This is a genomic window from Achromobacter sp. 01N37, from assembly GCF_056399725.1.
In genome coordinates, this window is the sequence record NZ_JBFTRX010000019.1 from 40,042 (window position 1) to 61,446 (window position 21,405).

Sequence of the window (21,405 nt, forward strand, 5' to 3'; positions counted from 1 at the left end):
TAGGGGAAGGGGAAGCAATGAAGTCGAAAAACGCGCGCTCGAATTTGTGGCCAAAATCGGTCTGGCCCAAATCGGTCTGGCGTAACACATTGGTGCCGTCACTGGCCTTGGCGGCCCTAGGCGCATCCGGCGCGGCCCATGCCACCGAAGGCGCACTGGGCCGGCAGATCACCGGCACCAATGTGCAGCCCAACGCGGGCATCGTGTCGCCCGAGCCGATCTGGGCAGTGAACTTTGCCCAGATCTATCTGGACGGCACGGTAGGCGGCAGCCGTGAAGTGCCGGTCGGCGGCAGGACGTCGTTGGGCTTGGATGGGCAGGTTGCGTTCACGCTGGCCACCGTGCTCAAAACCTGGGACACCGGCCCCGGGCGCTGGAACTTTGCATCCAGCTTCACCTTGCCGTACGTCTACACGAAAGTGGACTCCACATTGACTGGCCCCGGCGGCCGCGCCGTGGGGCAGACCGACAAGGCTTCGAACCTGTTCGATCTGTATTTTTCACCGATCATCGCGGGCTATCACTTTTCCGAAACCTCGCATATGGCGCTCAGCCTGAACGTGTGGGCGCCCACCGGCAAGTACAACGCCAAGGACATGGCCAACCCCAGCCTGAACAATTGGACGTTCATTCCGCAGGTGGCCTATACGAAGATCTTTCCAGAGTCTGGCTTTCAGCTGGATACGGTGGCGGGCGTGCAGTTCTTTACCCGGAACAACGCCACCGACTACCAGAATGCGCCCCTCTTCAGCATGGACGTGATGGGCCGCAAGATGTTCAGCAATGGCGTCAGTGTGGGGATGATTCTGGGCACCATTCAGCAGTTGGGCAGCGACACCGGCCCCACGGCCGACAGGCTCAACGGGTTCAAAGGCAGGGATTGGGCGCTGGGCCCGATCGTCACGTACGACACCAAGCTGGCCGACAAGCGTTCACTGTCGCTCGGCCTGCGCTGGGTGCCGACAATCAGCAGCACCAATCGCCTGGACAGCACCAGCACGTTCATGGGAACGGCCACGCTGGTGTTTTAGGGCGACCACGTCGATCAATGGACTGCCTGCAAGCCGGACAGCAGGCAGCGGTAATGACTTTGATATCGGATGGTGATTCAGATGACGGCAACGCAAACGAAACACAAGGCCCGCCTGGTTGGGGCATTGCTGCTGGGCGGCGTGGCGCTGGGTGTCGCCGCCAGCACGGCCTATTTGGTATTGGGCGACGATGGCCGCCCGGAAGCCGTGAAGGTGGTGTTGGGGGATGGCAAGAGCGGCCCGCCCGGAATGGCATGGGTGCCGGCGCGTGAGTTCCTGATGGGCAGCAGCCACAAGCTGGCGCAACCCAATGAGATGCCCGCGCACAAGGTATCGGTGAGCGGCTTCTGGATGGATGTGAACGACGTGACGAACGCGCAGTTTCGCCGGTTCGTCGAGGCCACTGGCTACGTCACCACGGCCGAGCAAAAGCCGAAATGGGAAGATTTGAAAGTGCAGCTGCCCCCCGGCACGCCGCGCCCGGATGACAGCCTGCTGGTGCCGGGCGCGATGGTGTTTGTCGGAACCGAGTCCGAGGTATCGCTGCGTGATTACTCGCGCTGGTGGCGTTATGTGGCGGGGGCCAACTGGCGCCATCCGCAAGGGCCGGCCAGCTCCATTGCCGGCAAGGACGATCACCCCGTCGTACAGGTGTCGTATGAAGACGCCCAGGCCTACGCGAAGTGGGCGGGCAAGCGTTTGCCGACCGAGACGGAATGGGAAATGGCGGCGCGCGGCGGCCTGGAACAAGCCACCTACGCGTGGGGCGAAGAGTTGCTGCCGCAGGGCAAGCCCATGGCGAATATCTGGGATACCCAGCAACAGCAGCCATTCCCCGTGGTCAAAGACGAAAAGGTGCAGGTGGGCACGATGCCCGTGGGCAGCTTTTCACCAAACGGCTATGGCTTGTATGACATGGCCGGCAACGTCTGGCAGTGGACGTCAGACTGGTATCGCGCCGACGCCTTCAAGATTCAGGCGCAGTATCGCAAGCCGCCGGTTGACCCGGCCGGCCCGTCAGACAGCTTCGACCCGGATGACGGCATCGTGCCCGCCGGTGCGCCCAAGCGCGTCACGCGCGGCGGCTCGTTCCTGTGCAGCGATACCTATTGCATCAGCTACCGCACCAGCGCACGGCGCGGCACGGACCCGATGAACGGGATGTCGCACCTGGGCTTTCGCACGGTCATGACCACGCAGCAATGGAAGCTGGCGCAGTCCAGCAAGCACGGCGTTGCCAGCCGATGACGCCGTCGCGTCGCAACGACGCAGGAACCACGCAAAGGAATAGGGCATGCCGATAGCCAACCGCGACAGCATCCTGGAACTGGAGCGTGCCATCGCCCAGTCCGTGTTGGGGCAGGACAGTGTGATTCGCGAGGTGTTGCTGGGCCTGTTGGCCGATGGCCATGTGCTGCTGGAAAGCCTGCCGGGCCTGGCCAAGACCCGCACGGTCAAGGCGCTGGCCGCGCATCTGGCGGCGGACATGAGCCGCATCCAATTCACGCCGGACTTGCTGCCGTCCGACATCACCGGCGCGGAAGTCTTGCAGCAGGACGCCCAAGGAAACAGCCGCATCCAGTTCCAGCAGGGTCCGTTGTTCGGCAATTTGATTCTGGCCGACGAAATCAATCGTGCGCCCGCCAAGGTGCAGGCGGCCTTGCTGGAAGCGATGGAAGAGCGGCAGATCACCGTAGCGGGCACCACGCACCGCATGCCTCCGCTGTTCATGGTGCTGGCCACGCAGAACCCGATCGAACAAGAGGGTACGTATCCCTTGCCGGAAGCGCAGATGGACCGCTTCGTCATGAAGATTGTGTTGGACTACCCCGACGCTGCCAGCGAAATCCGCATGCTGTCGCTGCTGCGCGGGGAATCACAACAGAGCGGGGCGCCCGCTGATGCGCGCCTGCCGCAGGAAACGCTCTTTGCGTGCCGGGCCGAGATCAACCAGGTGCATGTGTCTGACACCTTGGACCGCTACCTGGTCGACCTGGTCAATGCCACGCGCCACCCCGCGGATTACGATGCCGATCTGGCGCGCTGGATTCAGGTGGGCGCAAGCCCGCGCGGCGCCATTGCGCTGGACAAGGTGGCGCGCGCCCACGCGTGGCTGGCGGGGCAGGACTATACGTCGCCCGATGATGTGCGCACCGCAGCCAAGCCCGTGCTGCGGCATCGGCTGCACTTGTCATACGACGCGGTGGCGGATGGGGTGACGGCCGATCAGGTCATCGGCAAATTGCTCGATGTTGTGGCAATTCCCGTGTGAGCGCACCCATGCCCACCGCCACGCCCGCGCCCGACGTCCATGTTCGTATTCCGGACCTGATGGCGTTGGAACCGGCGGCGCGCGGTTTGCGCTTTTCCAGCCGGCAGCCCATCAACAGCATCCTGGCGGGCCAGCATGGGTCGCGGCTGCGCGGACGTGGGCTGGACTTCGAAGAGCTGCGCCGCTATCTGCCGGGCGACGACTTGCGCCAACTGGACTGGCGGGCGTCGCAGCGTTTGGGCAAGCCCTACATACGCACCTATAGCGAAGAGCGCGACCGCCCGGTGCTGGTGCTGGTCGATCAGCGCATGGGCATGCACTTTGGCTCGGTGCGCAGCTTCAAATCAGTGGTGGCGGCAAGGCTGGCGGCCATGTCGGCATGGATGGGGTATCAGGCGGGCGACCGGGTCGGCGGCCTGGTGTTCAGCGACGACGGCATCGACGCGATTCGCCCCTTGCGCAGCCGCGAACGCATCCAGGCCTTATTCGCGGCTATCGTCCGGCGCAACCAGGCGTTGCGCGCAGATGCCCCGGATGTGGATGCGGCCGGCCGCTTGAACCAGGCGCTTGAGGGCGCGCTGGCCCAGGCGCCGCACGACAACCTGATCTGCCTGATCAGCGACTTTGCCGGCGCCAATGACAAAACCTTGCGGCTGCTTCGCACCCTTGCCGCGCACAACGACGTGATTGCGACGCTGGTCTACGACCCCTTGGCGGTGCACATGCCGTTGCGCGGCCGCTTGGTGGTGACGCAAGGCGAGTTGCAGGTTGAGGTGGCGGCCGACAAGCGGCAGGTGCATCAGCCCTTGTCGGACTTCTTCACGGGCCGGCTGCGCGACGTGGCGGAACTGCTGCGCCGCAGCCATGTGCCGCTGCTGTCTATCGACACCGCCGACGACACCTTGACGCAATTGCGCCGCGAACTGGGCCGCGAAGCCGGGGCAGGGAGGCGCACATGACGGTAAGCGCCGACGACGCATTGCCCTCGGTGGACCAGCTAGTGCAACTGCCGTTGCCCGCGCCGGTCAGCTATTGGCCGCAAACCTGGGGCTGGCTGGTGGTGCTGGCCGTGGCGCTACTGCTGGGCGGCTGGCTCACATGGCGCGCCGTACGTAAGCATCAGCGCAACGCCTACCGCCGTGCGGGCTTGCAGCGCCTGGAAGCGCTGCGGCAAGCGGCGCAGGCCGATGCGCTGGCGGCGCGTGAATTACCCGTTCTGCTCAAGCGCGTCGGCCTGTCGTCGGTGCCGGAGGTTGAGCGCGCGCGAGTTGGAGCCATGACGGGCGAGGCCTGGCTGGCATTTATTACGCGCAATGGCGGCGCGTTCACGCCGGATACCGAGGCGCTGCTGCGGGTGCTGGCCTACGCGCCGCCCGACGCGGTGCGCGCCATTCCGCCCGCGCGCTTGCAATCCTTGTTTGCCGCCAGCCGGCAGTGGATGGAGCGGCATCATGTGGCGGCTTGACTATCCCTGGCTGCTGATCCTGCTGCCGCTGGGGTGGCTGGCGTACCGCTATCTGCCCGCCTATGTGCAGCGGCGTGGGGCCTTGCGCATTCCATTTTTTGAATCCGTCGCGCGGACGATAGGGCAGTCTCCCCAGCGCCCCGGGGTGCGGCGCGACGGCTGGCAACTGGCGCTGAACGTTCTGGTCTGGGCCTTGCTGGTGTTGGCGTTGGCGCGCCCGGAACGCGTTGAGCCGCCGCTGGAACACCGGCAGCCCGTGCGCGACCTGATGCTGGCGCTGGACATTTCCCAGTCGATGGAAACGCAGGATTTCGTTGACCCGTCGGGGCAGCGCAAGGACCGCCTGAGTGGCGTCAAGGCCGTGGTGGCCGATTTCATCGCGCGCCGCAAGGACGACCGGCTGGGCCTGATCGTGTTCGGCACCGCCGCGTATCCGCAAGCGCCGCTGACGCAAGACCACGCCACCCTGAGCCTGCTGCTGGACCAGGTGACGACCGGCATGGCGGGGCCAAACACCGCCATCGGTGATGCAATCGGGGTGGCCATCAAGCAGCTTGAACAAGCCAAAGAACGCGACAAGGTGCTGATTTTGCTGACGGACGGCAACGATACCGGCAGCGCCGTGCCGCCCGACCGCGCGGCGTCGATGGCGGCCGACCGGCACATCACCGTCCACACGATCGGGATTGGCAACCCGCAGGCGCAGGGGGAAGACAAGGTGGATTTCGCCGCGCTGGAACGTATCGCCAAGGCCACGGGCGGACGCTTCTTTTCGGCGCAGGATCAGGCGTCCCTGCAACAGGTGTACGCCACGCTGGACCACATTACGCCGCACGAGGTGCGCGAGCTGCGCCATCAACCCAAGCAGGATTTTTTCTGGATTCCGCTGGGTCTGGCGGTGCTGTTGCTGGCGGTGTGGCACATGGGCGCCAGCCTGCGCGCGCGCTGGGCAGCCAGATCGGCCAGCTCGGCAGACGGGGCAGACACCGCAGGCGGGGCTGGCGGAGTAGGTGGAGCAGACAGAGCACGCGGTGCTGGCGGTGCAGCAGCCAAGGAGGACGCGTGGACGTCGACCTGAGCGCCTTCCATTTTCTGCGCCCCTGGTGGCTGCTGGCGGTACCGCTGGCGTTGCTGTTGCTTTGGCTGGGCCGGGCGCAAGGCGGACGCGTGGGTTGGGGCAGCACGATTGCCCCTGCCTTGTTGCCGTACCTGATCGTGAACGCACCGGGCAGCCGGGGGCCGCGCCCGATCCATGCCGTGGCGGCGCTATTGATGCTGGGCGGCATTGCGGCTGCCGGCCCGACGTGGCAGCAAGACCTGCCGCCGTTTCTCGACAACCAGGCGCCGCTGATCGTGGCCGTGGATTTATCGCCATCGATGGATGCGGCAGACGTGCCGCCCAGCCGCTTGCAGGCGGCCAAGCACAAGCTGCATGACCTGCTCGCGCGCCGCGCGGGCGCGAAGACGGGGCTGATCGCCTACGCGGGCTCCGCGCATCTGGTGCTGCCGCCTACCGACGACCCAAGTCTTGTCGACCTGTTCATCCAGTCCTTATCCACCGAGCTGATCGCCGCGCCGGGCAAGGACGCCGCCGGGGCAATCAACGTGGCCGCCTCGGTATTGAAATCCACGCAGGCGGGCGGCACGGTGTTGCTGGTGACAGACGGCGCGGACACCAGCCAGTTGCCGCAGGTGGAGCAACTGGCCAAAGCGGCCGACTTCCAGATACTGGTCCTGGCCGCCGGGGCGTCGGATGGCGGCGTGCTGCGCGACGCCCGGGGCCAGCCGCGCATGGACAAGGACGGCAAGCCCGTGCTGGGCACGTTCGACGCCGGCGCCATCAAGCAACTGGCCGACGCCGCCCGCGCACCGCTGGGCAGCCTGACGTTGAATGATGATGACCTGGACTGGGTGACGCTGCACGCGCAACGGCATTTCCAGGACGTGCAGAACGCGGGGCAGGCGGTGCACTGGAAGGACGTGGGCTACTGGCTGTGCTGGCCGCTCGCCATCCTGGCGCTGCTGTGCCTGCGGCGCGGCTGGAACGTCAACTGGCTGGCTGGGCTGATGCTGGCGAGTCTGGCGGGCTTGTATGCGCCCAATACTTACGCAAACCCCAACGCGAGCGCCAACCCTGTCGCCAGCGCCATCGCCAACGCCTTCTTCACGCCCGACCAGCAAGGCCGCTGGGCCTACGAGCACCACGATTACACGCGCGCCGCCGCCCTGTTCCAGGACCCGTACTGGAAGGGCCGCGCCGCCTATGACGCGGGCGACTACTCATTGGCCTTGGCGGCGTTTGCCCGGCTGGACACGGCCGAGGCGAACTTCTATTTAGGCAATACCCAGGCTCGGTTGCGCCATTATGACGACGCGCTGGCCGCGTATGACCGCGCCTTGCGTCAGCGCGCGGACTTTCCCGAAGCCAAGAAGAACCGCGAGCTTGTCGCCAAACTGCAAGCCGCCATCGAGGCCGAGCAAGAAGACGACAACAACAACGAGAAGCCCGACGATGTGGCCCGCGACAACAAAAAGGGCGCGGGCAAGATGACGCAGGTCGAGGTGGCCAAGGCGTCGTCCGATGATGTCTGGCTGCGCAACCTGAGTTTGTCGCCCGCCGGGTTCCTGAAGCAGAAGTTCGCGATTGAAGACGCGCGCAGGGGCGCGTCCGTTCCCACGGGAGCGCGTCCATGACGTTGATGCTCAGGCTGCGAATGCTGATGGGGGTGCTGGCGCTGATCGCGCTCGGCTCGTTCGCGCAAGCCCAACCCCAAACTCAAGCTCAAGCGCAAACTCAAACTCAAACTCAAACCCAGCCGCCCGACCCCGGCCCACAACTCCGCGCAACGGCACGCATGGCCACCGACACACCGTTGACGGTAGGCGGCACCGCCACCTTGCAAGTTGATGTGCTGACGTCCACCTGGTTTACCCAGCCGCCAGAACTGCCACCGCTGAACATCCCCGGCGCCATGGTGACGGGCCCCACCGGCGACGCCACCTTGATCCGCGACACCATCGACGGTGTGCCCTACAGCGGATTGCGCTTTGCGTACCTGATCAGCCCGACGACGGCGGGCGCGCTGCGGGTGCCCGCCATGTCGATCCGCGCCCAGGTTGGCCAGGCCAAAGCGCCGCTAAGCACGCAAACCCAGCCGCTCGACGTACAGGCTTCTGGCCCGCCGGCGGGCGCGGCGGGTTCGGGGCATCTGCTGGCGGCAACGGCTGTGCAACTGACCCAGCAGATTCAGTATTCCGCGCAACCGCCGTCGGTGGGCGACCACATCAGCCGTGTCATCACCGTGCAGGCGCAAGGCGCGCAGGCCATGCTGATTCCACCGCCTGCCAGCCCCGATGTGCCGGGCCTGAAGGCGTACCGCTCAGAACCCGTGCTGACGCAGTTGTCGGATAGCCGCGGCGGATTTCTGGGCGGACAACGGGTCGACCGGATCGACTACGTGGTTGAACGCGCCGGCGCCTATGCGTTGCCCGACGTCGAACTGCCGTGGTGGAACCTGACCACGAACAAAGCGGATCGCGCCGTGTTGCCCGAACAACGGTTCGAGGCCAAGGCTGGAGCCGCGTACCAGACGCCATTTTCAATCCAGCAAGACCTGCGTGATCTTGGCCGGCAGGTGCAGGTTCGCATCCCCGGCGGCTGGCTGCTGGTGGCGGCCGTGTTGATCGTCGTGGCGCTGGCGGTCTGGCTTGGCCGGCCAAGCTGGCGCCGCATCACACGGTGGACACGCGAACGCGCGCTGGCTTTACGCGCCCGTTGGCAAGCGTCGGAACCGTATGCCGCTCGCGCCATGCGCAAAGAACTGGCCCAGCCTCAGGGACGCTTGAACGCGCTGTATCACTGGCTGCGCCTGAGCCGCCGCTCGGTCTCGATCGCTGACGCTACGGCGAGCCTGCCGCCGGGTCTGCGCAACGGCGGCGCCGCGGCGATGCGCGATTGCTACGGCGCCACGCCGAACCCCGCCCGAGGGCTCCAGGCTTTGCGCCAAACCACACCGCGCTGGCGAAAGGCGTTTCGTGCCGACGTTGCCCAGGCGCACCAAGAAGACCTGTTGCCGCTGAATCCCCGCAAGATCGACCGCCACTCCGGAGAGCACCGATGACCTTGACCCTGCGCACCGCACAACGCCTGTTCGCCATGCTGGCGCTGCTGTTTCTGGCCGGCATGGTTCACGCCCAGACGCCACTGCCGTCCTGGAACGATGGGCCGTCACGGCAAGCCATCGTGGAGTTCGTGGCGGCGGTCACGAAAGAGGGCGGGGCGGATTACGTCGCGCCGGCCGACCGCATCGCCGTCTTCGACAACGACGGCACGTTGTGGAGCGAGCAGCCGTTTTACTTCGAACTGATATTCGCGCTGGACGAACTCAAGCTTATGGCGCCCAAGCACCCGGAATGGTCGCAAGAGCAGCCGTATAAGGCAGCGCTTGAAGGCGACCACAAGACGTTGGCCGAGTCCGGCATGCACGGCCTGATGAAAATCGTGGGCGTAACGCACACCAACATGACAACCCAGGCCTTCTCGGGCGAGGTCAAACAATGGGTCAAGACCGCGCAGCACCCGCGCTTCAAGCAGCCCTACACCAGCTTGACCTTCGCACCGATGCGCGAACTGCTCGATTATCTGCGCGGCAACGGCTTCAAAACCTATATCGTGTCAGGCGGCGAAGTGGGGTTCATGCGCGCCTGGGCGCAGGATGTCTACGGCATCCCGCCCGAGCAGGTAATCGGCACCACCGTTGTCACCGAATATCAAATGCAGGACGGCAAGCCCGTGCTGATGCGCACGCCCAAGCTGGACTACAACGACGACGGCCCGGGCAAACCGGTGTCGATCAACAAGTTCATCGGCCGCCAGCCCATCTTCGCCTTTGGCAATTCGGACGGCGACCTGCAAATGCTGCAATGGACGATGGCCGGGCCGGGCAAGCGCTTTGCCGGTCTGGTGCATCACACCGACGCCAAGCGCGAATGGGCGTATGACCGCGATTCAAAAATCGGCAAACTGGACAAGGCCTTGGACGAGGCCAACAGCAAGGGCTGGGTCGTTGTGGACATGGCACGCGAATGGAAACGCGTCTACGCGTTTGAAACGCCAAGATAAGTTGGGAAACCAGAAGGCCAGGCCGACGCCAGCACGGCGCCGGGCAACACGCTAGAGGAACAGCGGCATGCGGATGGGGACGGCAGCAATGGAAGGCTTGGACACACAACGGCCGGATAGCGGCGCACGCACATTGACAACGGCTCGCCCGGCGGCGCTGCTGTTGATGTCGGGCGCGGCGGCGCTGGTGTTCCAGGTGTTGTGGATCAAGCAGTTGTCGCTGGTGGTGGGCGTGGAGGTCAGCGCCATCGCCGGGGCGGTCAGCGCGTTTTTTCTAGGGCTGGCCCTGGGCGGCTGGTTCCTGGGCCGCAAGGCCGACCGCGTGGATCGGCCCGTGCGGTTCTACGCGTGGCTGGAGGCAGGCGTCGCGGTGTCCTGCGTGGCCGTCACCGTGGCGCTGGCGCATAGCGCGGCGCTGTTCGTGGCGGTGGAGTCGTTCAGCCCCTTGGCCGCCTGGCTGATGATCGGGCTGCTGCTTGCCATTCCTTCCTTTCTGATGGGCGGCACCTTGCCCGTGCTGATGCGCGCCGTGAATCGCCAGGATGCAGCGGCCAGCCGGCGCGGCGGCATCCTGTACGCCGCCAACACCTGTGGCGCAATCCTGGGGGCCTTGCTGCCGGCGTTTGTGCTGATTCCGCGTTTTGGCGTGCAAGGCGCCGCGTTGGCGGCGGCGTCGTTGAATGTGTTGGCCGCGCTGGGCGCCTGGACGCTGGACCGCAAGGCGGGGGCGTTGGCCGCGCCCGCGCCAAGCGCCACCGCCCCGTTATCGGGCGAGGCGCGTCTGGCGGTGGCGCTGTACGCCGCAGCGGGTGGCGTGGCGCTGGGCTATGAAGTCATTTGGTCGCAGATGATCGTGCCGTTCATGAGCACGCGCGCCTTTGCGTTTGCGATTGTGCTGGCGACGTATCTGGCTGGCTTGGCCATTGGCGCGGCCGTGTACGCCCGTTACGCGCACCGGGTGCGCAACCCCTGGGGCGTGTTCGGCTGCCTGATTGCCGGTGCGGGCCTGCTCGCCGTGCTGGAAGTGGCGGTGTTGGGCAAGTGGCTGGTTGTGGCGCAGACGCATGCGGAGGCGGCCGTCGTGCAGCTGACGGGCAGCGCCATCGCCGGCATGTGCGCGCGCTTTGCGGTGGCGGCGGCAAGCTTTGTGCTGGCGCCCACGGTGTTGCTGGGCGCGGCTTTTCCGGCCGTGCTGCGCATTGCCGTGGGCGACCGCCAAGTGGGCCGCGAGGTGGGCGCGGTGCTGGCCTGCAATACGCTGGGCGGCATTGCTGGCACGCTGCTAACGGGATTTTTGCTGCTGCCGGCCTTGGGGCTCGTGCGCACGTTGGGGGTGCTTGCGGCCATGGCGGCGTTGATCGGGGTCATTGCGGCGTGGCGCGGGCGGGTGACCGGCACGGCCACTTCGGGTATCGCGACGGCCCTGGTCGGGATGGCGGCGTTGGCCGTGGCGGTGCTGTTGCCCGTGGACCAATTCGCGCGGCTGCTGCCGGGCGCAAGCGGCGCGGGCCTGGTGTTCTATGAAGAAAGCCATGGCGGCACGGTGGCGGTGGTTGAGCAGCCCGGCCAAGGCACGCGCTTTCATCGTTTGTACATTCAGGGCGTATCGAATTCGGGTGACGCCATGCCATCGCTGCGCTATATGCGCTTGCAGGCGTTGCTGCCGCTGATCGTGCACAACGGCGACCCGAAATCCGCGTTGGTCGTGGGCTATGGCACGGGCATCACGGCGGGCGCGCTGTCGCAATACCCGGGGCTGGACAAGCGGGCGGTTGCCGAACTGCTGCCTGCCGTATTGCGCGCCGCGCCCCATTTCCAAGGCACGTTCCAGGCGGCATCCGATCCCGGGCTGGAAAAGCGTCTGCGCGACGGCCGCCGCGCGCTGCAAGCCAGCACTGAACAGTGGGACTTGATCACACTTGAACCGCCGCCACCGTCGGCCACGGGCGTGGTCAACCTGTATTCGCGTGACTTCTATCAGTTGGCCGCCAGCCGTCTGGCGCCGCAGGGCATTGTGGCGCAATGGCTGCCATTGCCCACGCAGAACGAGGAAGACACGCGGGCGCTGATCGCCAGCTTCATCCAGGTGTTTCCGCACGCGTCGTTATGGACGAGCGAGCTGCATGAAATGCTGTTGGTGGGATCGATGCAGCCGCTGGATCTGGACGCGGCGCGCATTCAGGCGCGCTATGCGCAGCCGAACACGGCGGCAGCCTTGAAGGCAGTGGGCATTCCGTCTGCGTCGGCGTTGCTGGCGACGTGGGTCACGGATCGCGAGGGCTTGGCGCGCTTCGCCGGGGACACGCCCGCCGTCACGGATGACCGGCCGGGTATTGAATACGCCACCTGGGTGCGGCCTCGCGAGATTGCCCGCGTATTGCCAGCGCTGCTGGCCGAGCGCAACGAGCCGCCATTGCAAGGCGCCACGCCAGAGCTGCTGTCCGGCATCGAGCTTGAACGCGCGCGCCTGGACACCTTCTACCGGGCGGCATTGGCCGCCTACGCGGGCGACCGGGAAACGTGGGGCCGGGAGATCAATCGCCTGGCCCGCAACGATGGCGACAACGCCTATTACCGGTGGTTCATGGGGGACGGCGGCAAATAGCGCTTAGCCGTCAACTGCACACCTGCCGCCACGGCGCAATGCCGCGCGGCGGGCAATAGCCCGCGCAGGGCATGGCAATGGAGACGCCGCTTTGGCAGCGCAGTTCAGGTGCTTTTTCCCCGTACGGGATGGAGCCCTTGCAGTCGCAGCTGGCCAGGCCCGCACCCGATGGCAACTTGCGGGGCAAGGGGGCTGCGGAAGGCGAGGGTGAAGCTGCGGCGACGTCGTCGTTGTTGTCATCGCTTTCGACGACCGCACGCACCTTGGCCACCGGCATATTGCAAGACTTGGCAATGGCTTTAACGGATTTCCCTTCGTCGGACATCGACAGTATTTTCTTATCGCTGCATGCCGCGTGAGCCGGTGAAGAAAAACCACCCCAAATCGCAATCGAAACGATCGCCAGAAATAATGACCGGTGCAAAATCATCACGCGTCTCCAGCATATTTAGTGGGTCAGAAAATACGCCGTAGGCCTGATGGCGCAAGCTGTCGCGGCCTAGCGTAGTGCGCTGATTTCCGCAGTGTCAATGCGACCCGATTAAATAATCTGAACGGTGAATGATGAACGCCGGCCATGATGTTGGACGTGGCCGAAATGCCCGGTCCATGCGTACGGTTCTGGAATTACCAAGCGCCGAGGATTGGGTGTGCGGCAATTTCGGCATCCGCCGCCGCGCGCGCGGCATGCAGCGCCGCCTCGCCGCGCGCCGTGYCTTCCACCGAAAAGAACGTCACGGTCGTCAGGCCAATCGTGCCCAATACGTGCTTCAGGTACGGCGTCAGGAAATCGGGCTGCCGCGCGGTATCCCCCGAGAATTCGCCGCCCGACGATACCGCCACATACACGGGCCGGTCGGGCAGGTTGCCAATCTTGCCTTCCGCGGTGATGCGGAACGTGCTGCGCACGCGCACCACGTGGTCGATCCACACCTTCAGCGATGCGGGCACCGTGAAGTTGTGCATGGGGGTGGCGATGACGATGTGCGTCGCGTCGAGCAGCGCCTGAATCAACTCAGCCGATTGCCGCAGCGCGCCGCGCGCCAATACGTCGTCGGCCGGGTCCATCGGGGCGCTCAAGGCGGCGGCATAGTCCTGATCAACATGGGGCAGGGTGGTGGCGTCGATTTCAACCACGGCAGGCGGCGTGTCGCCCGCCGTGGCGATCAAGCGTTGAATAATGCGTTGCGACAGACGATGGCTTTCGGCGTCTCGGCCACGCGGGCTGCAAATGATGTGAAGAATGCTCATGCGGTGGGAAGATCCAGGTTCTTGCTGAAACGAATGGCGCTGGTCAACAGACCTTGCCGGAAATAAAAACGTTGGGCCAGCGCGTTGGACAAGCCTGTGTCCAATACCAGCTTGGCGCAGCCGGCCTCGCGGGCAATGCCGTCCAGGGCGTGCAGCAGGCGCGCGCCCCAACGGCCGCCACGGCGCGTGCTGTCCACCACCAGATCATCCACGTACAGGAAGCGGCCGTAGATCAGGTTTTCCTGGAAGCGATAGCCGGCCAGCGCCACGGCGCGGCCCGCGTCGATGCCAGCCAACAGACGGTAGTGGTCCGCACGCATGCGGCCGATGCGAGCGGCAAACTCGCTGGCATCCGCCAAATGCGGGCGTAGCTCGCGCATCAAGGGCAGGCAGGCCTGAATGTCGTCGTCGGTGTCGAGGTGTTTGAGATCGGTGTCGGTCATGAATGGCATCAGGAGAAGGCAGTACGAATGGGCTCGAATGCGTCAGGCCTCATCGTAAAAAGGCCATGCCATAATTTGAAGGGCCATAAATTGAACTTTGGACTATGCCATGATCAGCGATCACGCCGATGACCTGCCGCCCTTGGCGCCTAATAGCGCCGAACCCTTGTACCGACAGGTCTATGAGCGCTTTCGGAACGCCATCGCCGAAGGCACCTTGAAACCGGGTGACCGTATTCCGTCGGCGCGCGCCTTGGCCAAGGAAATGGGCGTGGCGCGCGGCACCATCGAAGTCGCCTATTCCTTGTTGGGCGCCGAGGGGTATATCCAGACGCGCGGTCAGGCAGGCACGATCGTCACCCCTGATTTGCAGCCCCAGCCGCCCGCACCGGCTACCGCGCCCCTGGTCGACGCCRCCGACGATGACCACGGCTGGCAGCGGCCGGCCCGCATCCTGCCGTTCCAAATGGGCTTGCCCGCGCTTGATGCGTTTCCGCGCAAGCTGTGGGCCCGCTTGGGCGCGCGGCAGCTGCGCAGCCTGCAAGCGCCGGACTTGTCCTACCCGCCGGCCAACGGCCTGGCCAGCTTGCGCACGGCAGTGGCGGCGTACTTGCAGGTGGCGCGCGGCATTCACTGCCAGCCGGCGCAAGTGTTCATCACCTCGGGCTACAACTATTCCATGCAACTGATCACGCAGGCGCTATTGGAACCGGGCGACCGCGTATGGGTGGAAGACCCCGGCTATCCRCCCACGCGCGCATTGCTGGCGCAGGCGCGCTTGCAGGCCGTGCCGGTGCCGGTGGACGCAGATGGGCTGATCGTCAGTGAAGGCATCGCGCGCGCCGGGCAGGCGCGGGCGGCGGTTGTCACGCCGGCGCACCAAAGCCCATTGTCCATGTCCTTGTCACTGCCCCGCCGGCAGGCGTTGCTGGAGTGGGCCGAACGGCAGCAGGCGTGGATTGTGGAAGACGATTACGACGGTGAATACCGGTATGTCAGCCGGCCGTTGCCGGCGTTAAAAAGTCTGGATACGCAGGGGCGGGTGCTGTACGCCGGGTCGTTCAGCAAGGTGCTGTTTCCCGGCATGCGGCTGGCGTATCTGGTGGTGCCTGACGCGCAAGTGCCACGATTCGACCGGATCAGCCGCCTGCTGTCGGGTGGCGCGCCAGGTTTCACGCAAGCGATTCTGTCGGCCTTCATCACCGAAGGCCATTTTGGCCGGCACATTCAGCGCATGCGCCGCTTGTACAGCGAACGGCGCGACGCCACGGCGGCCGGGTTGAGCGCGGCATTGGGCGCCAGCATGCACATCGAACCGCAGCCCGGCGGCATGCATCTGGTGGCGCGCATGGATGGCAAGCTTAGCGACCGGTCATTGGCCGCCAGGATGCTGGAGCAGGGCATGTACGCGCATCCCTTATCGCGGTGGTCGTCGTTGCCCAACCCGCCGTCGGGGCTGCTGCTGAGCTTCACCAACATCGCCTCGCAAGAGCAGGCCCATGAGCTCGGCCTGCAAATCCGGGCGTTGATGTAGGCGGGGGTGTCGCGAACGGGGCCTAGGAAAGCCGAGCCCACGTCTTAGCGCTGGGCCGGCTTCGGAATCTGAGCCTAGTTCAGCCCGGCCTAGTTCAGCCCGGCCTTGTCCAGTCCGAAGGCGGCATCCGCTGAGCCTGGCACGGTGCGAAATGCCACGTTCAAGCGGTTCCAGCCGTTGATGCCGATGACCAAAAAGCTCAGGTCCGAGATTTCTGCTTCGGACAGATGCTCGCGCACCTGTTCGTAGACCTCGTTCGATACCCCTTGCGGCGACAAGGTGGTCAGCGCTTCGGTCCAGGCCAGCGCGGCGCGCTCGCGGGGCGAAAACAACGTCGATTCGCGCCAGATGGCAATGTGGTGCAGCCGCAGTTCGCGTTCACCGTGCATCTTCGCCTGCTTCACATGCATGTCCAGGCAAAAGCCGCAGCCGTTGATCTGCGACGCGCGGATATCGACCAAATCGCCGAACTCCTGCACCACGGGGGATTTTTTCACTGCCGCGCTGTAGTCCATATATTTCTTGGACAGTTCCGCCGACACCTGGAAGTAATTCAACCGCTGGCTCATAGGCCTACCTTTCTGAAGAGCTGTTATCGAAGGGGGATCACGAGCCCGTAGGATGCGGCAGATTGGACCAGGGAAGAAGTGCCATAAAGGGTGTTTTGTTATAGGCCATGCTGGACCATGACGGCGCCAGCTGCCGGCCAGCGCAACGCAAAGCGCGCACCGCCCAACGGGCTGTTCAGGATGCCGATGGTGCCGCCATGGTTGGCCGCCACCCGCTTGACGATGGCCAGGCCCAGGCCCGCGCCGCCCGTGCCCCGGTCACGGCTTTCGTCCAGGCGCACAAAGGGCTCGAACACGCGTTCGCGGTCGGCTTCGGGGACGCCGCAGCCATCGTCGTCCACCCACAATTCGTATCCGCCGTCTGGCGTCTCGGTCAGTTCGATTTCCACACGCGCGCTGGCGTAGCGCACGGCGTTCTGCACCAGGTTCAGCAATGCGCGGCTCATATAGCGTGGGTGCAGCGTCACGTGGGCAGGGTAGCCCGCGCGCACGTCGCAACGGATGCCGCGAGCGTCGGCTTGATGGGCCACCAGCGCCAGCGCCTCGCCCAGCCAGTCACAGACGTCAACGGTTTGCAGGGTGACGGTTTCGTCAGTGGGCCGTTCCAGCCGCGCGTAGACGAGCAGCTCGGCCACCATGGCTTCCAGTTCTGAAATGTCGGCGCGCATATCTTGCAGAATCTGGCTGCGGCGGGGCGGGTAGTTGTCCTGGCCCAGCATGTCGACCTCGAATGACAATCGCGCAAGCGGCGTGCGCAACTCGTGCGACACCGCGTTGGTCAGGCTGCGCTGGCTGTCGATCAGCGCCGAGATGCGCTTGGCCATCAGATTGAAACTCTCGCCCACATGCCGGATACCGGAAATGCGCGACAGCCGCACGCGCACATCCAGGTCACCTTGGCCCATGCGCAACGTGGCGTTGCGCAGCGCATCCAGGTCGCGCCAGATGGGCATCGCCCACGCCAGCAGCAGAATCACGGTCAGCACCATGCTCACCGCCGCCCAGGCTGACCAGTTGATCCAGCGTTCCATGGCCGGCTCGCCGGGCAGGCGCACGTCCAGCCACTGCACGGGTTCGCCGGGCAGGCGCGTCAGATAGGTGTTGTAGTCGTCACGCATGATCAGGCCGGTGCGGTCCAGCTGTTGCTGTTCCGCCTGCGTGATGGTGACGGCGTCCGGATGCAGCAAGGTCAGCTTCAGACCGTAGTGCGGCTGGAGGGCGTCCTGGATGAAGCCGGCGCGTTCGGCGGGCGCGACGGGGTCAAGGTCTTTGTGCAGCGCGTACATCTGTCCCCGCACCGTGCTGTAGGACAAATCGGCGCTGATGGCTTCCAGGAAGTAGCCAAAGCTGATATTCACCAACTGGGACGCCGCCACGAAGGCGATGGTGGCCACAATAAAAACGCGGATCGCGAACTTGAGCATGCGCGGGCTGGCCGGGAAACAATCGCGCATGCTAGCGGCGGGCCACCGGGCAATCTGCCGATGTTTGTGGGGCAATTGTGAAAATTCGTGCAGTGAATCCCCTTGGCGCCCGATTGAAACCCGGGCGCGGCCCGGCTATAAGCTTGAACCTGGATCTGAAATCCGGCGCCCCGACTGTCTACGAAGCTTGAGTCCCATGCCRCACCCCCCATCTCATGACGAACACGTCGCCAGCAAACCCGCCACCCACGAACGTGCGGAGCCTGGCCGGGGGTCTTGCCTGGAAGTCTTTCTGATCTTTCTTCGCCTGGGCCTGACGTCGTTTGGCGGGCCGGTGGCGCACCTGGCTTACTTCCGCACCGAATTCGTTGACCGCCGCCACTGGATGGACGACTACGCGTTTTCGGATCTGGTGGCGTTGTGCCAGTTTCTGCCGGGTCCAGCCAGCAGCCAGGTCGGCATGGCGATCGGTCTGCGGCGGGCCGGTTGGGCGGGCATGGCGGCGGCATGGCTGGCGTTCACCTTGCCTTCGGCGTTGGCGCTGATCGGCTTTGCGCTTGGCCTGGCGCACTTTGGCTGGTTGTCGGCGTCGCCCGTGATTCATGGGCTGAAGGTGGCCGCGGTGGCCATTGTTGCCCAAGCCGTCTGGGGCATGGGCCGCAGCTTGTGCCCGGACCGCCCGCGCGCCGGGCTGGCGGTGGCCGCTGCGCTGATCGCGATCACGCTGCCCACCACGTGGGGCCAGCTAGGCGCTATTGCCTTGGGACTCGTCGTGGGTGGCGCATTGCTGCAAGTGCCGCCTCGGCCCATTCTGGCCAATCGCGCCCAAGCGGTGTCGCGCCGAGCGGGCTACACCGCGCTGGGGTTGTTTGTGGCGTTGCTGGTCGGGCTTCCGGTCTGGGCGGCGATGTCGGACGCACCGCTTGCCGCGCAGATCGCCGGGTTCTACCGCGCGGGCGCGCTGGTGTTCGGTGGCGGCCATGTGGTGTTACCGCTGCTGGAGACGGCCTCGGTCTCCGGTGGCATGGTTTCGAATGCGGATTTCCTGGCGGGCTATGGCGCGGCGCAAGCCATGCCGGGGCCGCTCTTCGCCTTCGCCGCTTTTCTCGGGGCCATGTCATCCGGACCCCTATCCGGATGGGGCGGGGGCCTGTTGCTTCTGGCCGTCATCTTTCTGCCCGGCGCCTTGCTGCTGGCGGGCGCCTTGCCGTTTTGGGAAAGCCTGCGCCGGCGTCCCGGCGTGCGCAACATGGTTGCCGGGGTAAACGCCAGCGTCGTGGGCATTTTGCTGGCGGCGCTGTACGACCCGCTATGGACCAGCGCCATCGTGAACCCGGCCGACTTCGGCCTGGCCCTGTTGCTGTTCGCCTTGCTGGTCTATGCCCGCTGGTCCGCCGTGTGGGTGGTGTTGCTGGCGGCGGCGGGCGGGTGGGCGCTGCAATGGCTGATGTAAGCCTGCCAGAGCCAAGCGCGTGCTGATTTACGCTTGCCAGCGCGGCGCGCGCTTTTGCAGAAAGGCGTCAATGCCTTCGCAGGCGTCCGCTTCCATCATGTTGCGCGCCATCACGTCCCCCGCGTAGTCATACGCGTCCGCCAGCGCCATTTGCCGCTGTTGATAGAACATGCGCTTGCCGTAACGGATGGCGGTGGGACTCTTGGCCAGGATGTCGTCCGTCAACGCGCGCACGCGGGCATCCAGTTCGGATTCAGGCACGGCATCGTTGATCAAGCCCCAATCCAGCGCCTGCGCCGCGTCGATGAAGCGGGCGGTCACCAGCATTTCAAATGCGCGCTTGGCCGACACATTGCGGCTGAGCGCCACGGCCGGCGTCGAGCAGAACAGCCCTACGTTGATGCCGGATACGGCAAATTTCGCGGTGTCGGCCGCCACCGCCAGATCGCAGCTGGCCACCAGCTGGCAGCCCGCCGCGGTGGCGATGCCATGCACCTTCGCGATGACGGGAACGGGCAGGGCTTGCAGCCCCTGCATCACCCGGCCGCACTGGCGAAACAGCGCGCGGTAGTAGTCCAAAGAGGGCTGGCTGCGCATTTCGCGCAAGTCATGGCCTGCGCAAAACGCCTTGCCCGCGGATTCCAGCACCACGCAACGCACGTCAGCGTCGCGGGAGAGGGCGTCGATCTCGTCTTGCAACGCCGCCAACATGCCTTCCGACAAGGCATTGAATTGCGACGGACGGTTCAACCGCAGCGTGACGACACCCCCTTCGGACGTGCGCAGCAACAGGGGTTCTTGCGTGGGGGAATCCAGGGCCATGGTTGTCTCCAGAAAGGTTTTTTCTGGATACTAGCGCAAGCGGCTTGGCCCCGCGGAATCAACCCGCCAACTTGCGCGCCATACCCGCGGACACGCACAGCAGCGGCGCCACAATCATCAAGCCGATCAACGCCATGGCGGCTTGGGGCGGCATGGCGCTGTCCAGCAGCACCGTTGCAATAACGGCGGAACCGCTCATCTGGAAAAGCCCGTACACGGCGGCTGCCGTGCCGGCGCGTTCCGCGAACGGCTCCAGCGCCAGGCTCAAGCCCGATCCCAGCGCCAATGAAAAGCCGACGGTCAGCACGGCCACGGGCAGCATGAAGAGCCATGCCGATAGCGGCGCCCACATCCACGCGGCGGCGTGCATTGCCGAGGCGAGCAGCAGCGCCACCATGCCGACGCGCACCATCGTGTGGCGGCCAAATCGCGCAATGAAGGTGGGCGCCAGGAAGAAGGCCGCGATATTGATGGCGGCGTTGCCGCCAAACCAGGCGGAAAAGCCCAGCTCGGAATAGCCCAACTGCTGCACCAGCACCACCGGTGCAGCGGATACGAACACCAGAATCATCGCCATGCCCGCCATGCCGAACATCGCGAAATACAGGAAGCGCCCGCTGGCGACGATCGGCGTATAGCGGCGCAGGCTGTACAGCGCGCCTCGCGGTTGCGTGGGCGCGGCGCGGGTTTCTTCGAAGCGGCGGGCAAGCAGCACGGCCAAGGCCAGCGCGAACAGCACCATGAATACAAACGTGCTGCGCCAGCCGGCGTGAACCGCCAGCGCCCCGCCCAGCATGGGCGCCAGCGCCGGCACGGAACACAGCGCGCCATTCAAATAGCTATAGACGCGCGCACCCACCGCCGGGCTGAAGCGATCGCGCACCGCGGCAAACGCCACCAAGGATGCCGAACATGCGCCCAGCCCCTGGATGACGCGCGCCACGTAGAAGACCTCAAGCGATGACGCCGCCGCACCCAGCGCAGACCCCGCCAGGTACGCCATTGCACCGCCCAGCGCAACGGGGCGCCGGCCATAGCGGTCCGCCAAGGGGCCAATCAGCATCTGGCCCAGGCCCACCGCGAAGATGAACAGCGTGATGCTGGCTTGCAGCGCGCTGACCGGCTGGCCAAAGCCGTCGGCCATGGCGGGTAGCGAGGGGAGGTAGATGTCGATGCCCATCGGCGTCAGCGTGACCAGCCCCATCAAGAGACCGATCAGCCAGCGTTGGCTTCGGGAGGTTGCAGCAGACTTCATTGCAGGCTCGGGGCGCAAGGCCCGGGAAAACCCGACATTATCCATGAATGCGCTGGCCGTCCATTGCGGCGCGGTCGCCGGGCGCTGGGGTGCGTCGTTGTGCTCTGTTGTGTGTGATTGTGTGCGCCGTAGTGAGCGCGGCAATGTGCGCAGTAGAAT

General features: G+C 65.4%; 19 protein-coding genes. 12 read left to right on the forward strand and 7 right to left on the reverse strand.

The window, feature by feature from the left end; translation table 11 throughout:
* Window positions 1–17 precede the first annotated feature (17 nt).
* From AC1DSJ_RS27025 to AC1DSJ_RS27070, 10 genes are all read left to right on the forward strand, one after another.
* On the forward strand, window positions 18–1,031 hold the full coding sequence (locus AC1DSJ_RS27025) for a SphA family protein (RefSeq protein ID WP_245636283.1): 1,014 nt from the start codon (window positions 18–20) through the stop codon (window positions 1,029–1,031).
* 81 nt (window positions 1,032–1,112) lie between these two features.
* The gene (locus AC1DSJ_RS27030; protein WP_441372166.1) at window positions 1,113–2,279 is read left to right on the forward strand and encodes a formylglycine-generating enzyme family protein; all 1,167 of its coding nucleotides are present in this window, start codon (window positions 1,113–1,115) and stop codon (window positions 2,277–2,279) included.
* A 52-nt stretch (window positions 2,280–2,331) separates the two neighbouring features.
* Window positions 2,332–3,303 (forward strand): AAA family ATPase, encoded by a 972-nt coding sequence (locus AC1DSJ_RS27035; protein ID WP_175169507.1) that lies wholly within the window; start codon window positions 2,332–2,334, stop codon window positions 3,301–3,303.
* 8 nt (window positions 3,304–3,311) lie between these two features.
* Entirely contained in the window at window positions 3,312–4,262 is a 951-nt protein-coding gene (locus AC1DSJ_RS27040; protein ID WP_441372231.1) for a DUF58 domain-containing protein, read from the forward strand.
* Window positions 4,259–4,768: a DUF4381 domain-containing protein gene (locus AC1DSJ_RS27045; protein ID WP_441372167.1), complete on the forward strand. Its 510-nt coding sequence runs from the start codon at window positions 4,259–4,261 to the stop codon at window positions 4,766–4,768. Before AC1DSJ_RS27040 ends, AC1DSJ_RS27045 begins: the two co-directional genes overlap by 4 nt.
* Complete coding sequence (locus AC1DSJ_RS27050) at window positions 4,755–5,846, forward strand: vWA domain-containing protein (RefSeq protein ID WP_441372168.1); 1,092 nt, start codon at window positions 4,755–4,757, stop codon at window positions 5,844–5,846. The genes AC1DSJ_RS27045 and AC1DSJ_RS27050 overlap by 14 nt, the downstream gene beginning before the upstream one ends.
* Window positions 5,831–7,462 (forward strand): vWA domain-containing protein, encoded by a 1,632-nt coding sequence (locus AC1DSJ_RS27055; protein ID WP_441372169.1) that lies wholly within the window; start codon window positions 5,831–5,833, stop codon window positions 7,460–7,462. Before AC1DSJ_RS27050 ends, AC1DSJ_RS27055 begins: the two co-directional genes overlap by 16 nt.
* A gap of 161 nt (window positions 7,463–7,623) precedes the next feature.
* Window positions 7,624–8,889, forward strand: coding sequence for a BatD family protein (locus AC1DSJ_RS27060; RefSeq protein WP_441372170.1), 1,266 nt, complete (start codon window positions 7,624–7,626; stop codon window positions 8,887–8,889).
* Window positions 8,886–9,890 (forward strand): HAD family hydrolase, encoded by a 1,005-nt coding sequence (locus tag AC1DSJ_RS27065; RefSeq protein ID WP_441372171.1) that lies wholly within the window; start codon window positions 8,886–8,888, stop codon window positions 9,888–9,890. The genes AC1DSJ_RS27060 and AC1DSJ_RS27065 overlap by 4 nt, the downstream gene beginning before the upstream one ends.
* A gap of 88 nt (window positions 9,891–9,978) precedes the next feature.
* Window positions 9,979–12,495: a fused MFS/spermidine synthase gene (locus AC1DSJ_RS27070; protein WP_441372172.1), complete on the forward strand. Its 2,517-nt coding sequence runs from the start codon at window positions 9,979–9,981 to the stop codon at window positions 12,493–12,495.
* Between the two features lie 10 nt (window positions 12,496–12,505).
* On the opposite strand, the gene AC1DSJ_RS27075 is transcribed toward AC1DSJ_RS27070, so the two are convergent.
* From AC1DSJ_RS27075 to AC1DSJ_RS27085, 3 genes are all read right to left on the reverse strand, one after another.
* Window positions 12,506–12,925 (reverse strand): hypothetical protein, encoded by a 420-nt coding sequence (locus tag AC1DSJ_RS27075; protein WP_175168927.1) that lies wholly within the window; start codon window positions 12,923–12,925, stop codon window positions 12,506–12,508.
* A gap of 197 nt (window positions 12,926–13,122) precedes the next feature.
* Window positions 13,123–13,746, reverse strand: a complete 624-nt coding sequence (locus AC1DSJ_RS27080; RefSeq protein ID WP_476760421.1) for an FMN-dependent NADH-azoreductase — start codon at window positions 13,744–13,746, stop codon at window positions 13,123–13,125.
* The gene (locus tag AC1DSJ_RS27085) at window positions 13,743–14,189 is read right to left on the reverse strand and encodes a GNAT family N-acetyltransferase (RefSeq protein ID WP_054422168.1); all 447 of its coding nucleotides are present in this window, start codon (window positions 14,187–14,189) and stop codon (window positions 13,743–13,745) included. The genes AC1DSJ_RS27080 and AC1DSJ_RS27085 overlap by 4 nt, the downstream gene beginning before the upstream one ends.
* A 109-nt stretch (window positions 14,190–14,298) precedes the next feature.
* Here AC1DSJ_RS27085 and pdxR point away from each other — a divergent pair, with 109 nt between their 5' ends.
* A complete protein-coding gene (pdxR, locus tag AC1DSJ_RS27090) occupies window positions 14,299–15,723 on the forward strand; it encodes a MocR-like pyridoxine biosynthesis transcription factor PdxR (protein ID WP_476760422.1) in 1,425 nt (474 codons plus the stop codon).
* Window positions 15,724–15,812: 89 nt separating this feature from the next.
* Here the strand turns inward: pdxR and AC1DSJ_RS27095 are convergent, their stop codons facing one another.
* Both AC1DSJ_RS27095 and AC1DSJ_RS27100 read right to left on the reverse strand, forming a co-directional pair.
* Window positions 15,813–16,292, reverse strand: a complete 480-nt coding sequence (locus AC1DSJ_RS27095; RefSeq protein ID WP_054422170.1) for a carboxymuconolactone decarboxylase family protein — start codon at window positions 16,290–16,292, stop codon at window positions 15,813–15,815.
* A gap of 98 nt (window positions 16,293–16,390) precedes the next feature.
* Window positions 16,391–17,716, reverse strand: coding sequence for an ATP-binding protein (locus AC1DSJ_RS27100; protein ID WP_441372174.1), 1,326 nt, complete (start codon window positions 17,714–17,716; stop codon window positions 16,391–16,393).
* A gap of 196 nt (window positions 17,717–17,912) precedes the next feature.
* On the opposite strand from AC1DSJ_RS27100, the gene chrA reads away from it, so the two are divergent.
* Complete coding sequence (chrA, locus tag AC1DSJ_RS27105; RefSeq protein ID WP_441372175.1) at window positions 17,913–19,169, forward strand: chromate efflux transporter; 1,257 nt, start codon at window positions 17,913–17,915, stop codon at window positions 19,167–19,169.
* Window positions 19,170–19,196: 27 nt separating this feature from the next.
* On the opposite strand, the gene AC1DSJ_RS27110 is transcribed toward chrA, so the two are convergent.
* Entirely contained in the window at window positions 19,197–19,991 is a 795-nt protein-coding gene (locus AC1DSJ_RS27110) for an enoyl-CoA hydratase (RefSeq protein WP_441372176.1), read from the reverse strand.
* A 58-nt stretch (window positions 19,992–20,049) separates the two neighbouring features.
* A complete protein-coding gene (locus AC1DSJ_RS27115) occupies window positions 20,050–21,246 on the reverse strand; it encodes a multidrug effflux MFS transporter (protein WP_441372177.1) in 1,197 nt (398 codons plus the stop codon).
* Between the last annotated feature and the right edge of the window lie 159 nt (window positions 21,247–21,405).